At 60.2% G+C, this 18,577-nt stretch carries 21 protein-coding genes; 10 read left to right on the forward strand and 11 right to left on the reverse strand.

The window, feature by feature from the left end; genetic code table 11:
* Nucleotides 1-217: 217 nt before the first annotated feature.
* The 10 genes from nifA to NKI16_RS30040 all read right to left on the reverse strand — a co-directional run bounded on the left by nifA (nt 218) and on the right by NKI16_RS30040 (nt 9,542).
* The gene (gene nifA, locus NKI16_RS29995) at nt 218-1,981 is read right to left on the reverse strand and encodes a nif-specific transcriptional activator NifA (RefSeq protein ID WP_352924236.1); all 1,764 of its coding nucleotides are present in this window, start codon (nt 1,979-1,981) and stop codon (nt 218-220) included.
* A gap of 185 nt (nt 1,982-2,166) precedes the next feature.
* Nucleotides 2,167-2,466 carry a ferredoxin family protein gene (locus NKI16_RS30000; RefSeq protein WP_352480510.1) on the reverse strand — a complete coding sequence of 100 codons (300 nt, stop codon included), beginning with the start codon at nt 2,464-2,466 and terminating at the stop codon, nt 2,167-2,169.
* Between the two features lie 11 nt (nt 2,467-2,477).
* Nucleotides 2,478-3,785, reverse strand: coding sequence for an FAD-binding protein (locus tag NKI16_RS30005; RefSeq protein ID WP_352924261.1), 1,308 nt, complete (start codon nt 3,783-3,785; stop codon nt 2,478-2,480).
* Nucleotides 3,786-3,794: 9 nt separating this feature from the next.
* Nucleotides 3,795-4,904, reverse strand: a complete 1,110-nt coding sequence (locus tag NKI16_RS30010) for an electron transfer flavoprotein subunit alpha/FixB family protein (RefSeq protein WP_352924238.1) — start codon at nt 4,902-4,904, stop codon at nt 3,795-3,797.
* Between the two features lie 18 nt (nt 4,905-4,922).
* The gene (locus NKI16_RS30015) at nt 4,923-5,774 is read right to left on the reverse strand and encodes an electron transfer flavoprotein subunit beta/FixA family protein (RefSeq protein ID WP_352924240.1); all 852 of its coding nucleotides are present in this window, start codon (nt 5,772-5,774) and stop codon (nt 4,923-4,925) included.
* A gap of 187 nt (nt 5,775-5,961) precedes the next feature.
* Nucleotides 5,962-6,342, reverse strand: a complete 381-nt coding sequence (gene nifW, locus NKI16_RS30020) for a nitrogenase stabilizing/protective protein NifW (RefSeq protein WP_352577709.1) — start codon at nt 6,340-6,342, stop codon at nt 5,962-5,964.
* Nucleotides 6,339-7,547 carry a homocitrate synthase gene (nifV, locus tag NKI16_RS30025; RefSeq protein ID WP_352516051.1) on the reverse strand — a complete coding sequence of 403 codons (1,209 nt, stop codon included), beginning with the start codon at nt 7,545-7,547 and terminating at the stop codon, nt 6,339-6,341. Before nifV ends, nifW begins: the two co-directional genes overlap by 4 nt.
* A complete protein-coding gene (gene nifS / locus NKI16_RS30030; RefSeq protein ID WP_352924243.1) occupies nt 7,544-8,761 on the reverse strand; it encodes a cysteine desulfurase NifS in 1,218 nt (405 codons plus the stop codon). The genes nifV and nifS overlap by 4 nt, the downstream gene beginning before the upstream one ends.
* Nucleotides 8,712-8,957, reverse strand: coding sequence for a NifU family protein (locus NKI16_RS30035; protein ID WP_352609761.1), 246 nt, complete (start codon nt 8,955-8,957; stop codon nt 8,712-8,714). Before NKI16_RS30035 ends, nifS begins: the two co-directional genes overlap by 50 nt.
* A gap of 264 nt (nt 8,958-9,221) precedes the next feature.
* Nucleotides 9,222-9,542, reverse strand: coding sequence for a HesB/IscA family protein (locus tag NKI16_RS30040; RefSeq protein ID WP_023678237.1), 321 nt, complete (start codon nt 9,540-9,542; stop codon nt 9,222-9,224).
* Between the two features lie 588 nt (nt 9,543-10,130).
* Here NKI16_RS30040 and hemP point away from each other — a divergent pair.
* Both hemP and NKI16_RS30050 read left to right on the forward strand, forming a co-directional pair.
* Nucleotides 10,131-10,235: a hemin uptake protein HemP gene (hemP, locus tag NKI16_RS30045; protein WP_023678236.1), complete on the forward strand. Its 105-nt coding sequence runs from the start codon at nt 10,131-10,133 to the stop codon at nt 10,233-10,235.
* A gap of 32 nt (nt 10,236-10,267) precedes the next feature.
* Nucleotides 10,268-11,335 carry a hemin-degrading factor gene (locus tag NKI16_RS30050; RefSeq protein ID WP_352924245.1) on the forward strand — a complete coding sequence of 356 codons (1,068 nt, stop codon included), beginning with the start codon at nt 10,268-10,270 and terminating at the stop codon, nt 11,333-11,335.
* 91 nt (nt 11,336-11,426) lie between these two features.
* On the opposite strand, the gene NKI16_RS34155 is transcribed toward NKI16_RS30050, so the two are convergent.
* Entirely contained in the window at nt 11,427-11,552 is a 126-nt protein-coding gene (locus NKI16_RS34155) for a hypothetical protein (RefSeq protein WP_502897637.1), read from the reverse strand.
* 645 nt (nt 11,553-12,197) lie between these two features.
* Between NKI16_RS34155 and NKI16_RS30060 the strand changes: the two genes are divergently transcribed.
* From NKI16_RS30060 to NKI16_RS30095, 8 genes are all read left to right on the forward strand, one after another.
* Nucleotides 12,198-13,415: a cytochrome P450 gene (locus tag NKI16_RS30060; protein WP_352924247.1), complete on the forward strand. Its 1,218-nt coding sequence runs from the start codon at nt 12,198-12,200 to the stop codon at nt 13,413-13,415.
* A 40-nt stretch (nt 13,416-13,455) separates the two neighbouring features.
* Nucleotides 13,456-13,656, forward strand: coding sequence for a ferredoxin (locus NKI16_RS30065; RefSeq protein ID WP_352924249.1), 201 nt, complete (start codon nt 13,456-13,458; stop codon nt 13,654-13,656).
* Between the two features lie 336 nt (nt 13,657-13,992).
* On the forward strand, nt 13,993-14,613 hold the full coding sequence (locus NKI16_RS30070; protein WP_352692297.1) for a nitrogen fixation protein NifQ: 621 nt from the start codon (nt 13,993-13,995) through the stop codon (nt 14,611-14,613).
* 400 nt (nt 14,614-15,013) lie between these two features.
* Nucleotides 15,014-15,874, forward strand: coding sequence for a hypothetical protein (locus tag NKI16_RS30075; protein WP_352827714.1), 861 nt, complete (start codon nt 15,014-15,016; stop codon nt 15,872-15,874).
* Nucleotides 15,871-16,308, forward strand: coding sequence for a hypothetical protein (locus NKI16_RS30080; protein ID WP_352692233.1), 438 nt, complete (start codon nt 15,871-15,873; stop codon nt 16,306-16,308). Before NKI16_RS30075 ends, NKI16_RS30080 begins: the two co-directional genes overlap by 4 nt.
* 288 nt (nt 16,309-16,596) lie before the next feature.
* Entirely contained in the window at nt 16,597-17,139 is a 543-nt protein-coding gene (locus NKI16_RS30085; protein ID WP_352692298.1) for an FRG domain-containing protein, read from the forward strand.
* Between the two features lie 65 nt (nt 17,140-17,204).
* Nucleotides 17,205-17,621: a hypothetical protein gene (locus NKI16_RS30090; protein ID WP_352924251.1), complete on the forward strand. Its 417-nt coding sequence runs from the start codon at nt 17,205-17,207 to the stop codon at nt 17,619-17,621.
* A gap of 187 nt (nt 17,622-17,808) precedes the next feature.
* Nucleotides 17,809-18,567, forward strand: coding sequence for a tyrosine-type recombinase/integrase (locus NKI16_RS30095; RefSeq protein ID WP_352692235.1), 759 nt, complete (start codon nt 17,809-17,811; stop codon nt 18,565-18,567).
* Nucleotides 18,568-18,577 lie beyond the last annotated feature (10 nt).

Consider the following 18,577-nt stretch of genomic DNA (forward strand, 5'->3'; position numbering starts at 1 on the left):
GTGAAGTCGCAGTTCAAACCGCAAGAGCTATGCCAGCTCAAAGAGCGGTTTTGGTTCACGAATTGGCTTTCGTGTCGGATTCCGTGGATTGCTCCGACACACCTTTGTCGGGCTTCCGACAGTGGACAAGCAAATCGGGTCGCGAAGGCTACCAGCCTTGGGCGCGCAGAGTGTGAGGGAGACTACTCCGGGCTTACGTTTGACGTCATCACAACGTCTAGAATTTCTTCACCTCGATACCATGCCGGCGCAGCGCGTAGCCGATTTGCCGCGGCGTGAGGCCGAGGATACGAGCCGCCCTGGCCTGAACCCAACCGGCCTTGTCCATCGCGTCGATCAGCCGGTCGCGTTCCGTCAGACGCGGGGGACAAGCGGGATCGTTCGGATCGCCCGCCGCAAGGGGAGATACCTTGCCTGCGGAGGCACCGATGCGACTGGCCGGCAGCCGCAATCCGACCGGCACTTCGTTGAACCGTGCGAGATCGTCGATGGCATTGCCGCCATTCGAGCGGTCGGCTCGCTTCCAGAGGAGCCAGGAAAGGCACTGGCTCTTCTTACAGGCGAAATCGGATGGCGTGATCGTCCTTGAACGCGCAAGTGTGGCCGTCCTTTCGACGCAGTTCTCCAGCTCGCGGACGTTACCAGGGAAGTAGCATTGCGAGATCAGGTCAAGCGCCGACGGCGCGAAGGCAAGTGCGCGATCGTTCTCCTTGTTGAATCGGTTGAGGAACGCGTTCGCAAGGCGTGGAATATCGCCGGGTCGCTCTCTGAGCGGAGGCAGGATAATTGGCACCACATTGATGCGGTAATAAAGGTCGGCCCTGAACTCCCCTTTTATGACGGCCGTCTCGAGGTCCTTGTTGGTGGCGCATATGAGGCGCACGTCGACCTGTAGCGTTTTGGTGCCGCCGACTCGCTCCAACTCGCCTTCCTGCAAGACACGCAACAGCTTGGCTTGAAAGGCCGGCGAAATCTCGCCGATTTCATCAAGTAGCAGCGTTCCCTCATTTGCCAATTCAAAACGACCGGCGCGCTGGGAGATAGCACCCGTGAAAGCGCCCTTTTCATGCCCAAACAGTTCTGACTCCAGAACGCTTTCAGACAGTGCGGCGCAGTTCAATTTGACGAAAGACTTCTTCCTCCGACGTGAGAGCTTATGGATGGCTTGCGCAAAGAATTCCTTGCCGGTGCCGCTTTCACCCCGCAGTAGCACGGTGGAATTGGTCCCTGCTACGACCGAGACGGTTTCGAGCACCTGCTTGAGTGCGGGGCTTTCCCCGATGATCCCGTCGATTTTGACATCCGCATGCCGGGCAGGGTCGTAGGTCCTACCCTCGTTGGGCGATTTCTCCGGTCTCCATTGCTCATGGACAGACCGCTGACGATCTGTACTCAGGATGCGATGGAGACGGATGGTCCGGCCGACAAGGTTGGCGACCATCGTCAGGAAGTATGTGTCCTCGTCGTCGCGAAAGTCGGTGGCGCCGTCTCCGGCGCGGTCGATCGACAATGTCCCAAGGATCTTATGATCAGCCTTTAGCGGGATACCGATAAAGGCAATTGGGATGGTGCCGCTGCTCGAAGACGTTTGAAGGTCAGCCTGAAATAGTTGGGACTTGCGGACGTCCGGGATGAAGAGCGGCGTCCCCGTAGCGACGATTTGATCTGTTACGGCCTGTGGTATGACGCGGCGAGTGCCTGATTGAGGTGCGTGGGTATTGCCGGCAGTTGCGGCAATCTCCGGCTCTCCTTCAGCGTCCAGGACGACGATTGCTCCGTGACGCATCTGCAGAAACGAAGGCAGGATGTTCACGACATTGGCGAGCGTAATCTCCAGCTCGCTGGGGGCGGTCAGCACCTTCGATATCTCGTAGAGTCCCCTGAGCGCGATATCTGCTTGGGGCATGCTTTTGATGGGCGGTTCAGGGCGGGTATCCCGAGGTGCTACCTCGTCGACCCGATCTTGCGGTACGTGAGCCATGGAAACACCTCAGGGGTTGTCGTCCAGAGTGCTCCTCCTTTTGTATCTCAATTCTGAAAGCACAGTATTCACGAGCTTCTCTTCGTTGCGAGGCCATTCTAGCAGCCCGACCTCAGGTGTACCAAGATTGACCCTGTTCCTCAGGTGTACCAAGATTGACCCTGTTGATACGGTGCGTGCGTCGGTCATCCGAATTTGAAGAGCACTCCGAAGCCGCCGCGTGGATAGTTCCACTCGATCTCGCCACTGGTCTCGCACAAAATCCGGCAGGTGCCGCACTCCATGCAGCCGTCGGCGGTGATCTCCACTTGACCTTTGTCGTTCAACTCATAACATTTCGCCGGGCAGACGTGGGTCAGCGCAAGCAAGTTCGCGCTTGGCCTCTCGTGCGGTAGCACTTTGATATGCGGACGGCCGGAATCCACCAAGTAGCGGTTCTGGTAAAGCTTGTCCTCGACACGTGACTTCGTCACTGCGATCGTCATTTCGTCTCCCCTCAGCGCCACGCCAATGCAAGGCGGACCGCGTCGCTGACCAGCCCCCAGCGCGAGCGCGCCTTGATGAAGGCCGCCGTGGTCGCCTTTTCCTTCTCGATCTTGGGCGTGCCGTCGACACGCATGAAGTTCTGCGCGGCTTGCGACATCAACCGCGGATAAGTCGTGAAGTAATTGCAGGAATTGGTGTGGAGCAAGGCCGGCATGTCTTTGTATTTCCTTAGGTCCTTGACCACGAAGGACTTGTCCAGCATGGCTTTGTAAAGGGCGAGATTCCGTTTGGTCATAGGACCGTTGCGGCTCTTGACCTCGACGATTGCCTCAGCCGCGATGCGGCCAGAGGTCATGGCGAGGTTCGAACCCTCGCGGTGAATGGCGTTGTTCAATTGCGCGGCATCGCCGACCACGACCCAACCGTCGCCAAAGAGCTGCGGAATAGCCTTGTAGCCGCCTTCGGGAATGAGATGCGCGGAATATTCTTTCACTTCCGAGCCGGCGATCAGCGGCCGGATCGAAGGATGTTTTTTTAAGGCGTCGAGGAGGACGTAAGGGCTCTCGACCATCGCGGCGAAATCGGAGACGAGGCAGCCAATGCCCAGTGAGATCGACTCCTTGTTGGTGTAGAGGAAGCCGAGCCCGGCCATGCTGCGGGAGGTCGTGCCCACCGCCTCGATCACGCAGCCTTCATCGCCCTTGAGGCCGAACCGCTCCTCAATGACCTCTTCGGGCAGGAAATGCATTTCCTTGACGGCGAGCGCCACGGTTTGCGGCTTCGGCATCTCACGCAGGCCGGCCCGCGTGCCAAGCAGTCCGCAGACACCTTCTGCGAGGACGACCACGTCCGCGTAGATGGCTCCGCCGGCCCGGTCTGTGCGGACGCCGATCACCCTGTCCTTGGCGTCACGGATGAGTTCCGTCACGGTCGTCTCGCACAGAACCGTCGCGCCGGCCTCGCGCACCTTACGCGAAAACCATTTATCGAACTGGGCACGGATGATCGTGTAGCGGTTGGGCTTCGCCTCATTGAAGTCGTCCGACCGATAGTGAATCCCGGTATGGGATGTGTCGTCCATCACCCAAAGCCGCTGTTCAACCAAATGCCGCTCGAGAGGCGCATCGTCCCGGAAATCCGGGATGATCTTCTCCAGCATGTTCGCGTACATGATGGCACCCTGGACATTCTTGGAGCCCGGATATTCACCCCGCTCCAACTGCAGCACCTTCAGGCCGTGGCTGGCCATGGTGTAAGCAGCTGCGTTTCCGGACATGCCGGCCCCAATAACAATGGCGTCGAATTGTTCCTCAATCATGTCCATCCCTTAGCTCGCAAGCTTATCGCGACTGTGGGGCGACAGCCGCCGGGTGAAGGCTTCCGTCAGTGCGGGCAGGAAGCGGATCGCGTCGGTGACGATCCCGAGGTGAGCGAAATCGAAAATCGGCGCGTTCGGGTCGGTGTTGATGGCCACGATGAGATCCGCCCCCTCCACGCCAACCCGATGCTGGACGGCGCCGGAAATCCCGGCCGCTATGTAAAGCTTCGGCCGGATGGTCTTGCCAGTTTGGCCGATCTGCCGATCAGCTGGCATCCAGCTCTTCTGGACCAACGGGCGCGAACAGCCATGCTCGGCGCCGATTGCCCGCGCGAGATTCTTCACAAGCTGCAGGTTCTCCGCCGCGCCTAGACCGAGGCCTCCCGCAACCACGACGTCGGCATAGGCAAGATTTGCCTTTGCCGACTGACTATCCGGCAGGAAGCCGAGGATTTTGGTAACGATCTCGTCCTCGGCTACCGAGAGCTTGTGCCGGATGACACGCCCGACCGGTTTGTCCGCCCGCTGCGGCATGGGCATTACCCTCGGTCGCACTGTCGCCATCTGGGGGCGGAAATTGAGCGTATAGATCGTGCACAACAAGGAACCGCCGAAAGTCGGACGGGTGGCGGCGAGCGATCCGTCGGTATCCACATCAAGTTCGGTGCAGTCGGCCGTGAGCCCTGTCTGCAAGGTCGTCGCCACGGAGCCGGCAAGATCCCTGCCGAGTGTGGTGGCGCCGAGAAGAAGGATCTCGGGTTTGTGGGCATCGACCAGATCCGTCATCGCCTTGGTGAATGGCTCGTTCCGATAGTCGGCGAGCAGCGGCGCCTCGACGATGTAGACAAGGTCGGCGCCATAAGCGAACGCTTCGGCAACGGCATTCCCGATGGCCTCTCCCGGCGGTCCAAGCACGACGCCCGCAAGCTGGACCTGAAGCTTGTCTGCTAACTTGCGGCCTTCGCCGAGCAGTTCGAATGATACGGGATGGACCTGGCCGCGTTCGAGCTCGATGAAAACCCAAACGTGCCGGTAGTCTTTGAAATGCGCGGGCAGCTCCTTCTTTATGCCGGCACGGCCGGCTGCAGGGCGAGGGGTTTCTCGGTTCGCGGTCGACATCGTCTGCTCCTTGCCCTCTCACGCGCCGCCGTTGAAGGCGAGCTCATGTTCCAATGCCGGCTGGCGGGTGAAGATTGCCGTGATGAGTTCGTCAGCGACATCGCGCAAGGCCATATCGGCGGTGTCGATTTTTGCCGCCTTTTCCGCCCGCGCAGGAGGCGCGAAAACGCGCTTGACGACCGTCGGTGAACCGCGCAGGCCGCATTTGGTGAGATCCTCAATGCCGGCATCGGCCGCACTCCATTTCAAGACCTGGCTGCGCGCGGCGCACAGGGCGTCCTGGATCGAGCCCCGGCGGATCTCGTTTGTGCCTTCCAGCATAGTGATGAGGCAAGGGAGCCTGCTCTTCAGCATCTGTGTGCCGCCTTCGGAGCGGCGCTCGACCTTGATCTCGCGTGCAGCAAGGTCAATAGAGGCGATCTTCGCGACATAGGTCAGTTGCAGGAGTCCGAGGCGCTTGGCGATGCCGGGCCCGACCTGGGCGGTGTCGCCATCGATCGTCTGCTTGCCGGTGAAGACGAGGTCTGGCGTGCCGAACGTCTCGCCAACTTTTGCGATTGCCTGGGAAAGGGCGAACGAGGTCGCCAGCGTGTCGGAGCCGGCAAAATAGCGGTCGGTCAAGAGCACCGCTCGGTCGGCGCCGTAACCGAGCGCCTTGCGCAGCGCGTCCTCTGCCATGGGCGGACCCATAGTGAGCACGGTGACTTCGCCACCATAGGCGTCGCGCAGTCTGAGAGCTTCTTCGAGGGCGAACAGGTCGTAAGGGTTGATGATAGTCGGAACACCCTGGCGCATGATCGTGTTCGTCACCGGATGGACCCTTATCTGTGCCGAGTCCGGCACCTGCTTGATGCAGATTACGATGTGCATTGGCGGTTTCTCTAGGCTCCTGTCCGGATGCGGGCTTGGCGGTTATCTCTTTGGTGCGCATCATTCGTGCCAACTGTTTGCGCTGCCCACTATTCCTAGAACTTCGCTTGGTTGCTTCTGAGGGCGCCGTGGTGATGACCGGATTTGTCGGCTTCTCGACATTGTCGCGTCACAACCCGTGTCGCGGTCATTCCTGTCCGAACCGCTTCAGTACGGAGTCGAACGGGACAAAGGTGCGGCCCGGCGTGGCAGGTCTGTTCGGATCGTGGTCTTTGAGCACCTTGAAGACCCGATGGGTGAGCGGCGAGGAAACCGCGAAGTCCTCGTAAGCGCGTTCGAGCGTCGCGCGCACCCGCGCGGCAATCACCTGGTCGGGCAGACCGGAGAAATCTTCTTCGGCAAGGTATTGGCCCACGCGCTTCATGATATGGAGCCGCGAGACATTCAGCACCTTCGGATCATAGGAGACGCCAAGGACTGCGAAGAACTCCTCCGCAGCCGACAGGCGCTTCAGTCGTGCGAGGATGTCGGTGACATCGATAGGGCGGCTGTCAGCGGAACAATTCATTGCATTCTCCCTGGTCGGAAAACTGTGGTGTCGGTGCGCTCGCGCACGGCTGACCTGGACCCGCACAGCTCCGCGAGGGATGCCTCGCTGCACATTCCATCGTAGAGCTCGACCAGTTGAGTTGCAGTGACGGTCGATTTGGTCTCGGTCGCCTCGCGCCGGGCGCGGGCCACCATCGCGGCTGCCAGATCCGGGTCGAGATCGCGGCCGCTTTCGCTCAGCACATGGGCAATCGCAGTGGCGCCGGAATGCTTGCCGATGACGATACGCCGGCAGCGGCCCACGAGAGCCGGATCGAGCCCCTGATAAGTACGCGAGTCCTTCAGCAGCCCTGCGACGTGAATGCCGGATTCGTGCGTGAAAACATCGGCGCCGACGACCGGTTTAATGGCCGCGGTCTGCCGGCGGGCGGCCCAAGCCACCTGGGCGGCGAGGTCGGGCAATGCGGTCAGCTCGATGCCGGTATCCGCGCCGTCGAGGACCGCCATCGCGGCGGCCACCTCTTCCAGCGCGGCATTGCCCGCACGCTCGCCGAGCCCCAGGACGGTGACGGACGCATGGCGCGCGCCTGCGCGGATCGCGGCCAGCGTGTTGGCGGCAGCAAGTCCGAGATCGTTGTGCGCATGAAATTCAAGCTCGATTGGAGACTGCGGCACGAGCTGGGCGACAAGTTCGAAGGTCGAAAACGGGTCGAGAACGCCGACTGTGTCGGCTAGCCTGACGCGGCTTGCGCCGGCGCGTGCAGCCGTCTCGATGACGCGGGCGAGATGATCCCGATTGGCCCGCGAGGCGTCCTCGCAGCCCACCGCGACGAAGAAGCCGGCGGCGGCTGCGCGCCTGACCATACGTTCGATGACCTGGAGCGCTCCCGCCTTATCGAGGCCGAGCTTGGCGGCAAGTTGGATGTCCGACGCAGGCAGCGATAGATTGATGGCGTGGACGCCGCTCTCGATCGCTGCATCGAGATCCAGCGACGTCATCCGGCACCAGGCCATGAGCCGAACCGGGAGACACCGCGCGACCACGGCGCGAATTGTTTCGATCTCGTCGGCGCCCATGACCGGCGTGCCGATCTCGATCTCTGTGACGCCGGCCGCCGCAAGAGACTCGGCGATCTCCAGCTTTTCCGTCGTGGTAAAGGCGACGCCGGGCGCCTGCTCGCCATCGCGCAAGGTCGTATCGTTGAGAAAGACATGACGGGTCATGAACGGTAGCCGGTTCTGCTGCCGCTCAGGCATAGACCGGATTGACCGTCTTCGGAGCTTCGGTTACCCGGCCCAGAACTGGGAAAGCCACGCAGCTTCTCCACGATTGCCGGCATGACCTCGAGCACCCGGTCGACGTCCGCTTCGCCGTTGTCCCGCGCCAAGGAGAAGCGGACTGCCGCGTGTGGCGTTTTCATCGCGCTCAGGACATGGCTCGGTTCCAGAGAGCCGGAGGTGCAGGCAGAGCCGGAGGAACACGCGATGCCCACGCGGCTGAGGAGGAGTGGAATTCCATCACTTTCGACATCTTCGAAGGAGATGTTTGCGGTGTTGGGCAACCGTTCCAGGGGATCACCGGTGACACAGGTGCTTGGGATGCGCTGGAGAATCCCGTCCTCTAAACGGTCGCGGAGCGACTTTACCCGTGTGGTCTCGTCGTCCATGAATTTCAAGGCGAGTTCGGCCGCCATGCCGAGCCCGACTATGCCGGGCGTATTCTCGGTGCCAGCACGCCGGTTGTGTTCTTGGTGGCCCCCCTTGATCAGCGAGTGGAAATTGACGCCACGTTTTACGAAAAGCGCGCCGATCCCTTTCGGCCCGTGCAGCTTGTGGCCGGAGAGCGACAGCATGTCGATTGCGGTCGACTTCAGGTCCATCGGAAGCTTGCCGACCGCCTGCACAGCATCGGTATGGAAAAGGGCGCCCACTTCCTTGGCCAACTCGGCAAGCCTGGCCACGGGGAAGATCACACCAGTCTCATTGTTCGCCCACATTATCGAGACGATTGCCACCTGTGGGGTGAGGGCGGCCATATAGGCGTCGAGGTCGAGCCGGCCACGGCAATCCACCGGGATCCTGTGCACCTTGACGCGGCGGGTCTTCTCAAGATGCGCGCAGAGCGTCAGCACGGCGGGATGCTCGACCGCGGACGTCACGATCTCGGTTCGGTTGGGCGCCGCCTCGAGCGCCGAAAGAAGCGCTGCATTGTCGCTTTCTGTCCCACCCGAGGTGAAGGTGATCTCATCGTCGAACTCCGCGCCGATCAGAGCTTGCAACTGCCTCCGCGCCTTTCTCACCGCCGCACTGACTGAGGCGCCGAGAGCATGCGCCGACGAAGGGTTGCCGAATTGATCCCTAAAGAACGGCAACATCGCTTGCACGACCTCAGGATCGACCCGTGTGGTTGCGTTGTTGTCGAGGTAGACAGGTTTCATGTGCGATCCTCAGTTGACCGGAATGACGCGAGCGCGCGACCGCCTCATTGAGCCTCTGGCGTATGCCGTTGATGATGATGGGCCCGAACTGGCAGCCGGCGCGGACGCCCGAGAGTTTGACGTAGACCGGATCGGCGTCGACATGGCCAAGTCCGCAGTGGCCGCCGTCAGCCCGCAGGTAAGGACGCCCGAACACGACATCGTTATCGATAAGCCGAATTTGGCGCAGCGGCGCGATTTGGCCGCCAGCAGCTCGGGTGCCACCAGGAACCGAACTGTTTCGGCAGGCGACGTTCTTTGCATCCTACCGGAAGCGATTGCCGGTCCCGAGATCGGCTTTGACCTTGCCTTGTTGTTGAGGACGGGGACATCTGTTGTGCCGGCCATGTAAGCCTCCTCTTCCGCAAAAGAGTCCGTTGGCGGCAATCGCTTCATGGACCCGCACAGGCGCTTCGGGGGATCAACTGAAGGACTTGCCGCAGCCGCACTTCTCGCGCGCGTTGGGGTTATCGAAGACAAAGCCGGAAGATTCGAGCCCGGTGAGGAAGTCGACGGTCATGCCGGCGACATGCGGTTGGGAGCCCGCGTCCACGAACAGCTTGATCCCATCTGTCTCGGTGATCGCGTCGCCCTCGCGCGACACGCTCTCCAGGCCCATTAAGTATTTGAAGCCGGCGCAGCCGCCGGCCTGGACCATGATGCGAAAGCCTTCCGCCGGCTCGCTGGCGCGGGAAAGAGCAGTCTTGATGGCGGCAACAGCGTTGTCGGTGAGCGTAATCATGGCTCCATTCTCCTCAGTCCGGGACCTGCTTGCGCATCACGCTGCATGCACCGTGCCAAAGCGAAAACCGTTTCAACACAGCGCGGCATCTCTGACCCTGCGGTGGTTCTTGTGAGTCCATTGCTGCGAAGGTGTCGGCCAACCGACACGTACTGTCGGGTTTGTCGGGTCCGCCACGGGGGATGTTGGGCCTGAGTTCTTGGCTGAACTCACGTTAAACCAATGACGATTACAGAAGACTTCTTCTGAGCTTGCTTCGGCGCAATTGGCACGGTTTTTGAAGCTCCATTTGGCGAGGCGGCAAGAGACTGCCGATCCACAATCATGTCGTGGGTGCCCTCGCGATCGATGGGGCGAAGCAAGGGAGCAACATGTCAGGACTGGGTCAGACACGCTTTGTTTGGCGAAGCAGCGCCGCCCGTGGCATCCGAATGACCGATTGGCCGATTGCGACAACACCCACAATCGCTCACCACCGCCCGGTGGCCACCGACCGGCTCGATGTGATTCCATCGGCATGTGCCTGCTCGTGTCACTCGGGTCTCGCCGCTCCGATAGCACCCCCGGTTTTCGCGCGGGTGCGACGACGTGCGCACGCTGTCCAGCGACACTTTGTTCACGGGCCAGCAGCAGATCAGGGTCGAGCATTACGGCGCGCCCTATCGGCTGAAGATTCACCGGCAGGGCAGCTGATCCTCACACGTAGGTGGAAGCAGGGGTAAGACATGGACCAGCGCGAGAAACCGTCGCCGGACGAAATCCGGCGGGCGTGCGAAGACAATCCGAAAATCCGGGAGCATGATCTCGCCGCTCGATTGGGCATTTCGGAAGCCGAATTGGTCGCGGCGCATTGTGGTCACGGCGCGGTGCGCATCGAGCCGCGCGTCGATGATCTGCTGACCGGCCTCGAAGCGGTCGGCGAGGTGATGGCGGTCACCCGCAACCAAAGTGCCGTGCACCAAAAGATCGGCGTCTACGACAAAGTGGTCACCGGCAACCCGCATGCCATGGTGCTCGGCGACGAGATCGACCTGCGCATCTTCCCGAAAGCGTGGGCGTATGGCTTCGCCGTCGAGAAGCGCGAGGGAGCCGAGATCCGCCGCAGCCTGCAATTCTTTGATGCCACCGGCGAGGCGATGCACAAAGTACATCTCAGGCCCGCCTCGAACCTGCAGGCCTATCAGAATCTGGCGGCAGAGCTCGCATCCTCCGACCAGGAGCCGATCATATCGGTCGAGGCGAGCGGGGTGCGCGATAACGCAGTGAGTCCAGACCAAGCCGCCACGGTCGACGACCTACGCGAGCACTGGAGCCGGCTGAGCGACGTGCATCAGTTCTACCATATGTTGAAGGCACTGAAGCTCAGCCGCTGCCAGGCGATGCGTATGGCCGACGAGGATTACGCCTGGCTGCTCGACAATGATGCCGTTGGCGCCCTCTTCCAACAGGCGGCCGAAGACGAGATGCCGATCATGTGCTTTGTCGGCAATCATGGTTGCATCCAGATCCATTCCGGCCCGATCAAGTCGGTCAAGCAGATCGGGCCGCGGATCAATGTGCTCGACGAGACCTTCCATCTGCATCTTAGGACCCATCACATCCGCGAGGTCTGGGCCGTGCGCAAGCCGACGAGGGACGGTCACGTCACGTCCATTGAAGCCTATGGCGCCGACGGCAAGATGATCATCCAGTTCTTCGGCACGCGCAAGGAAGGCGAACGCGAGCGCAGCGACTGGCGGTTTCTGGCCGAGAGTCTGCCACGTGTTCATGGTCCGACCCACGGTGACGTGTAGAGTGCCGACAGGCCCTCGGATTGAACCGGCCGCCATAGGACTCGGCACCACGTTGCGACAGCGGCTGCGAGGTAGTAGCGCATACGGACGGTTAGGTGTGCACGCCGGAATTGACCGCATCGATACGGTCCAGTTCGTCGCCGGCCGGACTGCTGCGCACGAGTGCATCGCCGTCTGACCGAAAATCCTTGCAGCGCCTGCGAGCGATAAAACGCATACGCCATCAGCGCCGAACCGAAGCGCGGCTCGACCTTGTTGATATTTCCGATCATCGCGCGCAAGCGCCGTCGGTTCTTGTCGGACCGCACCCGATCGTTGCGCTGGATCGCGTCGTTGCTCAATCCGGGCCGTGCGAGCGATCTCCTCGCTCGTCGACCGGAAGGCTGTGCAGCAGCAGCCAAGCCGAAACAGCCCGATGTCCCGGACTCGACAAAACCGACCACGGATGTCGGTTGTCGGACGTTGTCCTAAGAATGATGGACAGGTGATCATCAGCGGCGGGCCCAGTGCAGGCTGGCATCGATTGGTGCAGCGCCATGGGTACGCCTATCCGGCACGCGACTTGCTTCGACAATTTGATCAGCAGGGCATCAGCAGTGCGTCACGGTGCTCAGAGGTGATTGACCAGCCTCTCAACCCTAACGGGATTAAGCGGCGGCTTTGCTTCATGACCGCAGCGCGGCGGAGATGCCCCTTCTGATCGACTTCGCAACCGATCTCATCCGCGCTGGTGCAGGTGGGCTGTATCAGGCGACAGAATCTAGAAGGCGCCCGACAAGAGACGTGCCCATGCTGGAAATCGACTTTATGAACAGCCGTGCAATCTCAATCGAGCCATGAACGCCAATGTAGAGAACACAAAATGGCGACCAACCCCGTTCCAGATCATGTCCCGCCCGAAATGGTGAGGGACTTCAGTCTGTTTACATCGCCAGGCATGCCACCAACACCCAACGGGGATCCACACGCAGCTGTCGCTTGCGTACATGACGGGCCTCCGATCTTTTACTCCCGCTACAACACGCAAGATGGCCGGGGTACCTGGGTCATCACCCGTGCCGCGGACCAGCGGAAGGTGCTGCAGGACGCAGAGACTTTTTCCAGCCATCGCAGCATCTTCTCCTCCATACTGGGTGAAAACTGGCCGACGATCCCGCTTGAGCTCGATCCACCGGCCCATGGCGTCTTTCGCTCACTGCTCAGTCCGCTGCTTTCGCCAAAGCGGGTGAGGGTGTTGGAGCCGGCTGTCCGCGAGCAAGTAATCATGCTGATCGATAGAATTGTCGCATCGGGCACAAGCTGCGACGCGATGAAGGATTTTGCCTTTCCTTTCGCGGTGAGCACCTTTCTTCGCTTTCTGGGGTTGCCCGATGACCGACTCGATACATTCGTCGGCTGGGGGAAAGATCTGCTCCACGGCGACGATAAGGAACGACCTGTGGCTGCCCGGACGATCGTGGCATTCATCGACGAACTTGCAGCCATGCGCCGCCAGGAGGCGGTTGACGATTTCATGACCTTTATCGTGCAGGCACAGGTCGAGGGCCGCCGGCTGACGGACACCCAAGTCCGCGGCATCGGCGTGCTTGTCTTCGTCGCTGGGCTCGACACGGTCGCAGCAGCTATAGGCTTTGACTTGGCGTACCTCGCGCGCAACCTCAAAGATCAGCAATTGCTGCGGAGCGAACCGGACCGCATCCCGCTCGCAACCGAAGAATTGCTGCGGGCCTATCCGCCCATTCAGTTGATCCGCGTGGCTACGAAAGATATCGACTTCGAAGGCGCGCCGATCCGGAAGGGGGACTATGTTTCCTGCGCCACGATGATTGCCAATCGTGACCCGGCGGAATTCGAATGCCCCAACACGATCGATTTGGAGCGGGAGGACAACCGCCACGCAGCGTTTGGCTATGGTCCCCACCGTTGCCTTGGCTCACACCTTGCCCGGCGGGAGATTGTCATTGGCCTGGAGGAGTGGCTGGCGCGCATCCCGGCTTTCAGGATCAAGCAGGGTACGGCACCGATAACCTCTGGCGGCCATGTGTTCGGGATCGAAAATTTGATCCTGGACTGGTCTTAGGCCCGCCCCGAGCCGGGGCACAGACAATGGAGGCAGCGCCATGCGCATCATCGTCCAAAAGGCCAAATGCCAGGGTCACGCGCGATGCGCGGCGCAAGCGCCGGACATCTTCAAGCTTGATGACGAGGGCTACATCCTGCCTGGTGACATTGAAGTTGCGAAAGGGGAGGAACTGCCTGCATCGCGGGGCGCGCGATCCTGTCCTGAACGTGCGCTGGAACTCACCCGCTGCCCGCTTTGAGGACTCATTCAACCGAGAGTCTGGCGGGCTTGAATGGGGCCGACCATGTGGCCGCACTCAGCACGCGACGTTTGTCCTGCACGGTCCACCTCCAACTCTGCGGGGGCATTTCCGGCGCCAGTGTTCCCCATGAGGCGCAAACGGCAGGGCGGGGGCTCGCGAAACGCCTCTTCCAATCACAGAATTTGCGACAGAGCCGATGGACCAGACGAAAATTGCCGAACTACTCGACCGCGAGGCGATCCGCGACTGCGTATACCCGAAGAACTGCCCGACCCATGTTGCGGCAGGCCGGGTCTCTGCATGATTTGATAGGACAAACCAGGAGAACGCACCATATTTGCCCAACATTATGCCCGGCTCAGCACCGGCCAATGGCCGCAGATCGAGCTGGAGAGGAGGTTCGACCAGCATGTGCTTGCCTGTGTGCTTTCACGTGCGCTCGAGGAGATCGAGGCCGGCGAGGCGACGGCGACGGAGGCAACCGGCCTTTCGCGCGCCGAGCTGCGCGATGTCCTGGCCCGCTGTTTCCCTGCTATTCCTATCAACGCGTTTGCCTTGGAAGAGGTGAGCGAGCCCGAGCCGGATCTGGAGGAAGAACTTCTGCGCGGACTGCTGCTGGCGCATGCCCGGCCCGGCGACCCGGCGAGCGCCCGCTTCGCCAAGATCATCGCCCGGCGTGCCATGCGCAATGACCATCTCTGGCAGGACCTTGGCCTTTTTAATCGAACCGACCTCGGCCGCCTGCTCGCCTCGCATTTTCCGACGCTGGCGGCCGGCAACACCCAAAACATGAAATGGAAGAGATACTTTTACCGCAAGCTCTGCGAGGCCGAAGGTTTTTCGCTGTGCAGCGCGCCCAGTTGCCGGGAATGCAATGATTTCGAAAGCTGCTTCGGCCCGGAGGAAGGCGAAAGCCACCTCACACGGATCAAGAACGGCATCGCCTCGGATTGAGAGCCGCTTCCGTCAGTCGTAAGCCCCAGCGCTCGCGCCGCGCCATATGTCTCTTGTCGAATGTCGACTGACGCCTTCGGGGATTGAATGCTGTGCCTGCTGTCCGATTGCTCGCGGTGCTCGCTTCGGCGGGCCGTCGTCATGGCGCGCCGCCGGTGGAGCTCTTACGGCAGGCGCAAGCGATTTGACCTGCTTGCGAGCGTCTTTCTCGTTGCCGCAAAAAGAGAGCCTCAAAGTGAGCTAAAGCGGAAAACGGGAGAGTGACAGTGATCGCACTGACAATTCGTGAGGATATTTGTTGCATTTTTAAGCTGGCATGATTGCAGTTTCTCGATTTTTGGGCAGCATTGTGCCGCCAAGTCGGGTGGTCACTATGAAATCGCGATCCAGAATGCTTCCAATGCTCGCCGCGTCGTTGGTAGTCGGGGTTGTATCGGCCGAAGCGAAAACCTGCGGTGAGGGCGATACCCGTCAGGAACATCACGTCGGCAACTTCAACTTCGTAACCAGCTCCTGGGTCGAGAAGAAAGGCAAGCTGCGACGTTACATTTCTTGTGTTAAAAACCTCGATCCCAACAGCGATCTCCTAGTCACCTGGTTTATCGCTGGGCCATTTCAGACCTATGTTCCCGCGACAGTCGAACTACCCACGCCTCGATTGCGTGACGACATCAGCCCCAGGCCAGTGCGTGGCTGCATCCAACATGGGAACCTCGGAGAAAGGACGCCTGCCGAGTTCATGGGGACGGCCGACGACGAAGAACGAAATGGCAAAGAAGGAAATTGCGCTCCCGCCACCCAAGTTGGGAACGAACCTCAGGGTACGGACTTACCTCCCGATGGGTGGCAGGATGATGTGAGAGTATTCTTCCCAAGCGACCCAGATGATCCGCACGACACAATGCTCGAAGTTACCGGAAAAATTGGCATCGCACCGATCCCAGGAGGCGTGACGGGGGGTGGCTTCCAAAGCTTCTTCGCTTACTCCGCGAAACAGTATGAGGGAAGAAAGCTTGGCAAGGTTGAGGACGTTACGGTCACGCCTGTTTTCCCGATAAAATCCGACTTCTTCGCTGCGGCCTTCTTCAAAGAAAACAAAGAGGCGACAGGGCTTTCGCGCGACGGATCGATCAGCTTTGACGTGCTCACCCCCTTTTCTAACGCCTGGGGGCCTGCGCCGGCGTTCTACGAGTTTCGCGACAAGCATGGCCGAGTGTTGGGAGCCATACCAATGCCGCTCTTCCAGAGCTCAGGCGGATGAGTTTAGAAGAGATTTTTGACTTTATTCGAAAGGTCACGCCAGAGCTTCTTCAGGGCTGGGTTTCTAGCTGGGCTACGCTCTTCAAAAACACGTACATAATGCGTTCAGATGCCAACGATCAGGTCATTTCCACAGCGTTGGCCATTTCCACTCTGTTCGCCATTTTCTTCGTATTGATTACTGTTTCCACAACTGCGGCACGCCTTAAAGCGATCGCTATAGGCTTCGCCGCTGCCGTTGTGGTCCTCTTTTGCTTCTGCAATGCCATAAGGATTTGGCTAAATTTCCCTCTGACCCGCGAAACCATAGGGAAGCTGCAACCCACCTGGGACTATGTGACCATGGCATTCACACTTGCAATGGTAATGATGATGCTATTTGCAATCCTATCATTTATAAAGGCGGTTTACGGAAATCTTCGATCGACCTCGTGAACAAAACGAAAAGACTCAATGGTCGACTGATTAAGCTCTTGGAAGAAGTAAGCTCAATTTAGACGAGGATGAACTTGTAGATTTTCTGCCTTTGTTTATCTTATGCACATGAGGGGCATGGAGCGAACGGCGGATGACCTCACATATACGTAGGATGGTTCCTCGTCCCAAGTCGGCTGGGGCGGCCAAGATTGCGACCTCCACTATGAAGCGAACCGGGGCACGAAGAAGCCGCTGCTAGTCGAAAGCGTGACGGCATACCTGCAACGGGTGTTCGAGCTCCCTGAGATGACAGGTGGCGCTCGCTGCTACCGTGGCGAGTCTGATGCCAAGTGGCAACTGAAGCCCTCTATTATGCGGGGAGTGCGCTCTGATGCGGAGAACCGCATCTTCAGCGAACTAATGCTTGAGGCACCTACAGAGTTCAGCAACGACAAGTCGATGTTCGACATGCTGGTGCGCGCACAGCACTACGGCTCGATCTCTAGCCTCACTATCAGTAGCCAGGTACGCAAAGAGGAATCCATGATGCGGTTAAGGATCGTGTCGGCTGCGCCGTTCACCGCTTGGCGAGCTCACTGCCGCGCTCCAGCATGTCCTCGTAGTGAGCGACCACCCACAGCTGCCCGACAACAAAACTGGCCATTGCCGGGCTATCGAGCTCGACGCTGGCAAGAAAGCGTGCGCCGTAGCGGGAGCTGCGATCGGGGCCACGCGGAACGCGGATGGGAACTCACACTGGCGCGGACACGCCGCCTCAATCGCTGGTCTACGCGGACGTTTATTCGGCGGATATTCGACCGAATGACGCATCCAAAAGTAAGTCATTGATTTTCGTAAGCCAAGGGGAATCGAACCGCTGTTCCCGCCGTGAGAGGGCGGCATCTTGAACATTCATGAACAACTTTGATCAGCCATACACGTTTGATTTAAAAGGTCAATGTGCGCTATTGTGTAGACGCGACCATCTGCGATTGGGCGGGTTTGTTGCAACGAAATTGGCAACGAAAATCTTCGGAGCGAATATGGCGCAGCGCCGCAGCGTATTATCCAGCCGAACTAGTCGGGCGGCTCTTTCTTACTCGGATGCTCCCGAATGGGAGATCATCAATCCCATTTGCGGTTGGGCTACGGGCGCGGCCGCGGGAGCTATGGCCGTGGTGGTTCTTGGCTGGCAGCATCGCTGCTCGAGCGACGGCACTCGCGTCAAGATCAAGCTGGGCCGCGCCGACGATCTCATCCCCGCCGTGGTTCAACCATCCTTTCGCATGAGCAGGCAAAGGACGCGGCTCGCGGGTGGCTCAAATCGCTAAAGGCTGGCAACGATGCCCCTGTGGCGCTGATTCTAAATGACGTGCTCGATCGGTATTTCGAAGCACGCGCCGCCGAGGGCATGAAGTCGATCCGAAGACAAGGGCAGCGTTCCACATTCGACCAAAGCTCGGATCGTCGAAGGTCGCGGATCTCTCGATAGAAAAGATTCGTGCCTGGCGCGACGGCATGGTTTCGGCGCAGAAGCGGTTGCGCACCGGCAAATTCGCCAAAAAGGCAAATGTCGTTACCGTCGATCTGTCGGACCCGGAAACTATCCGCCGCCGCCGGGACTCAGCCAACCGAACGCTGACGACGTTGAAAGCCGCGCTCAATTGGGCGTTCAACAATCGGCTAGTTACTGATGACGCTGCGTGGCGCCTTGTGAAGCCGTACCGCGGCACGACTGCCGCGCGGGTCCGCTTCCTTTCGCCGGCTGAGCAGAAGGCGTTGATCGCCGCCAGTAACGGCGCAATTCGCGATCTCGTGTCGGCCGCCCTGGTGACTGGCGCCCGTTTCGGCGAGCTCGCCCGGCTGCGTGTGTCGGACTACGACGCAGCCAACAAGTCTGTCTTCATTGCCGAGAGCAAGAGCGGCAAGCCGCGGCACATCCCATTGCCTGCCGGCGGCGCCGAGCTATTCGAAAGGCTTTCTCGCGACCGTCCCGGCACCGACGCGCTGCTGCGGCAGGAAAGCGGCGCGGCTTGGGCGCCGTCCACATACAATAGGCCGTGGAAGGCGCTGCTCGCTCGGGCCAAACTGTCAGACGTGACGCTGCACGAGATCCGGCACACCTATGCCAGCACGATGGTCCGCAACGGGGCGCCCCTGATCGTCATCGCCGAAGCGCTCGGCCATAGCGATACTCGAATGGCCGAGAAGCACTATGCACACTTGGCGCCTTCCTACGTGGCCGACACGATCAGGCGGCTAGCGCCTGATATCTGATAGCCCGATC

The sequence above is a fragment of the Mesorhizobium sp. M0698 genome (genome assembly GCF_040320455.1).
In the GTDB taxonomy this organism is placed as follows: domain Bacteria; phylum Pseudomonadota; class Alphaproteobacteria; order Rhizobiales; family Rhizobiaceae; genus Mesorhizobium.

Excerpts from the sequence above, each read along its gene's own strand:
- NKI16_RS30000 (WP_352480510.1), bottom strand. The coding sequence starts at position 2,466 with ATGACGATCGCAGTGACGAAGTCACGTGTCGAGGACAAGCTTTACCAG.
- nifS (WP_352924243.1), bottom strand. The coding sequence starts at position 8,761 with ATGAAACCTGTCTACCTCGACAACAACGCAACCACACGGGTCGATCCT.
- nifV (WP_352516051.1), bottom strand. The coding sequence starts at position 7,547 with ATGACCCGTCATGTCTTTCTCAACGATACGACCTTGCGCGATGGCGAG.
- nifA (WP_352924236.1), bottom strand. The coding sequence starts at position 1,981 with ATGGCTCACGTACCGCAAGATCGGGTCGACGAGGTAGCACCTCGGGAT.
- NKI16_RS30065 (WP_352924249.1), top strand. The coding sequence starts at position 13,456 with ATGCGCATCATCGTCCAAAAGGCCAAATGCCAGGGTCACGCGCGATGC.
- NKI16_RS30085 (WP_352692298.1), top strand. The coding sequence starts at position 16,597 with ATGACAGGTGGCGCTCGCTGCTACCGTGGCGAGTCTGATGCCAAGTGG.
- NKI16_RS30080 (WP_352692233.1), top strand. The coding sequence starts at position 15,871 with ATGAGTTTAGAAGAGATTTTTGACTTTATTCGAAAGGTCACGCCAGAG.
- nifW (WP_352577709.1), bottom strand. The coding sequence starts at position 6,342 with ATGAATTGTTCCGCTGACAGCCGCCCTATCGATGTCACCGACATCCTC.
- NKI16_RS30050 (WP_352924245.1), top strand. The coding sequence starts at position 10,268 with ATGGACCAGCGCGAGAAACCGTCGCCGGACGAAATCCGGCGGGCGTGC.
- NKI16_RS30005 (WP_352924261.1), bottom strand. The coding sequence starts at position 3,785 with ATGATTGAGGAACAATTCGACGCCATTGTTATTGGGGCCGGCATGTCC.
- NKI16_RS34155 (WP_502897637.1), bottom strand. The coding sequence starts at position 11,552 with ATGCGTTTTATCGCTCGCAGGCGCTGCAAGGATTTTCGGTCAGACGGC.
- NKI16_RS30040 (WP_023678237.1), bottom strand. The coding sequence starts at position 9,542 with ATGATTACGCTCACCGACAACGCTGTTGCCGCCATCAAGACTGCTCTT.
- NKI16_RS30095 (WP_352692235.1), top strand. The coding sequence starts at position 17,809 with ATGGTTTCGGCGCAGAAGCGGTTGCGCACCGGCAAATTCGCCAAAAAG.
- NKI16_RS30090 (WP_352924251.1), top strand. The coding sequence starts at position 17,205 with ATGAACAACTTTGATCAGCCATACACGTTTGATTTAAAAGGTCAATGT.
- NKI16_RS30015 (WP_352924240.1), bottom strand. The coding sequence starts at position 5,774 with ATGCACATCGTAATCTGCATCAAGCAGGTGCCGGACTCGGCACAGATA.
- NKI16_RS30075 (WP_352827714.1), top strand. The coding sequence starts at position 15,014 with ATGCTCGCCGCGTCGTTGGTAGTCGGGGTTGTATCGGCCGAAGCGAAA.
- NKI16_RS30060 (WP_352924247.1), top strand. The coding sequence starts at position 12,198 with ATGGCGACCAACCCCGTTCCAGATCATGTCCCGCCCGAAATGGTGAGG.
- NKI16_RS30010 (WP_352924238.1), bottom strand. The coding sequence starts at position 4,904 with ATGTCGACCGCGAACCGAGAAACCCCTCGCCCTGCAGCCGGCCGTGCC.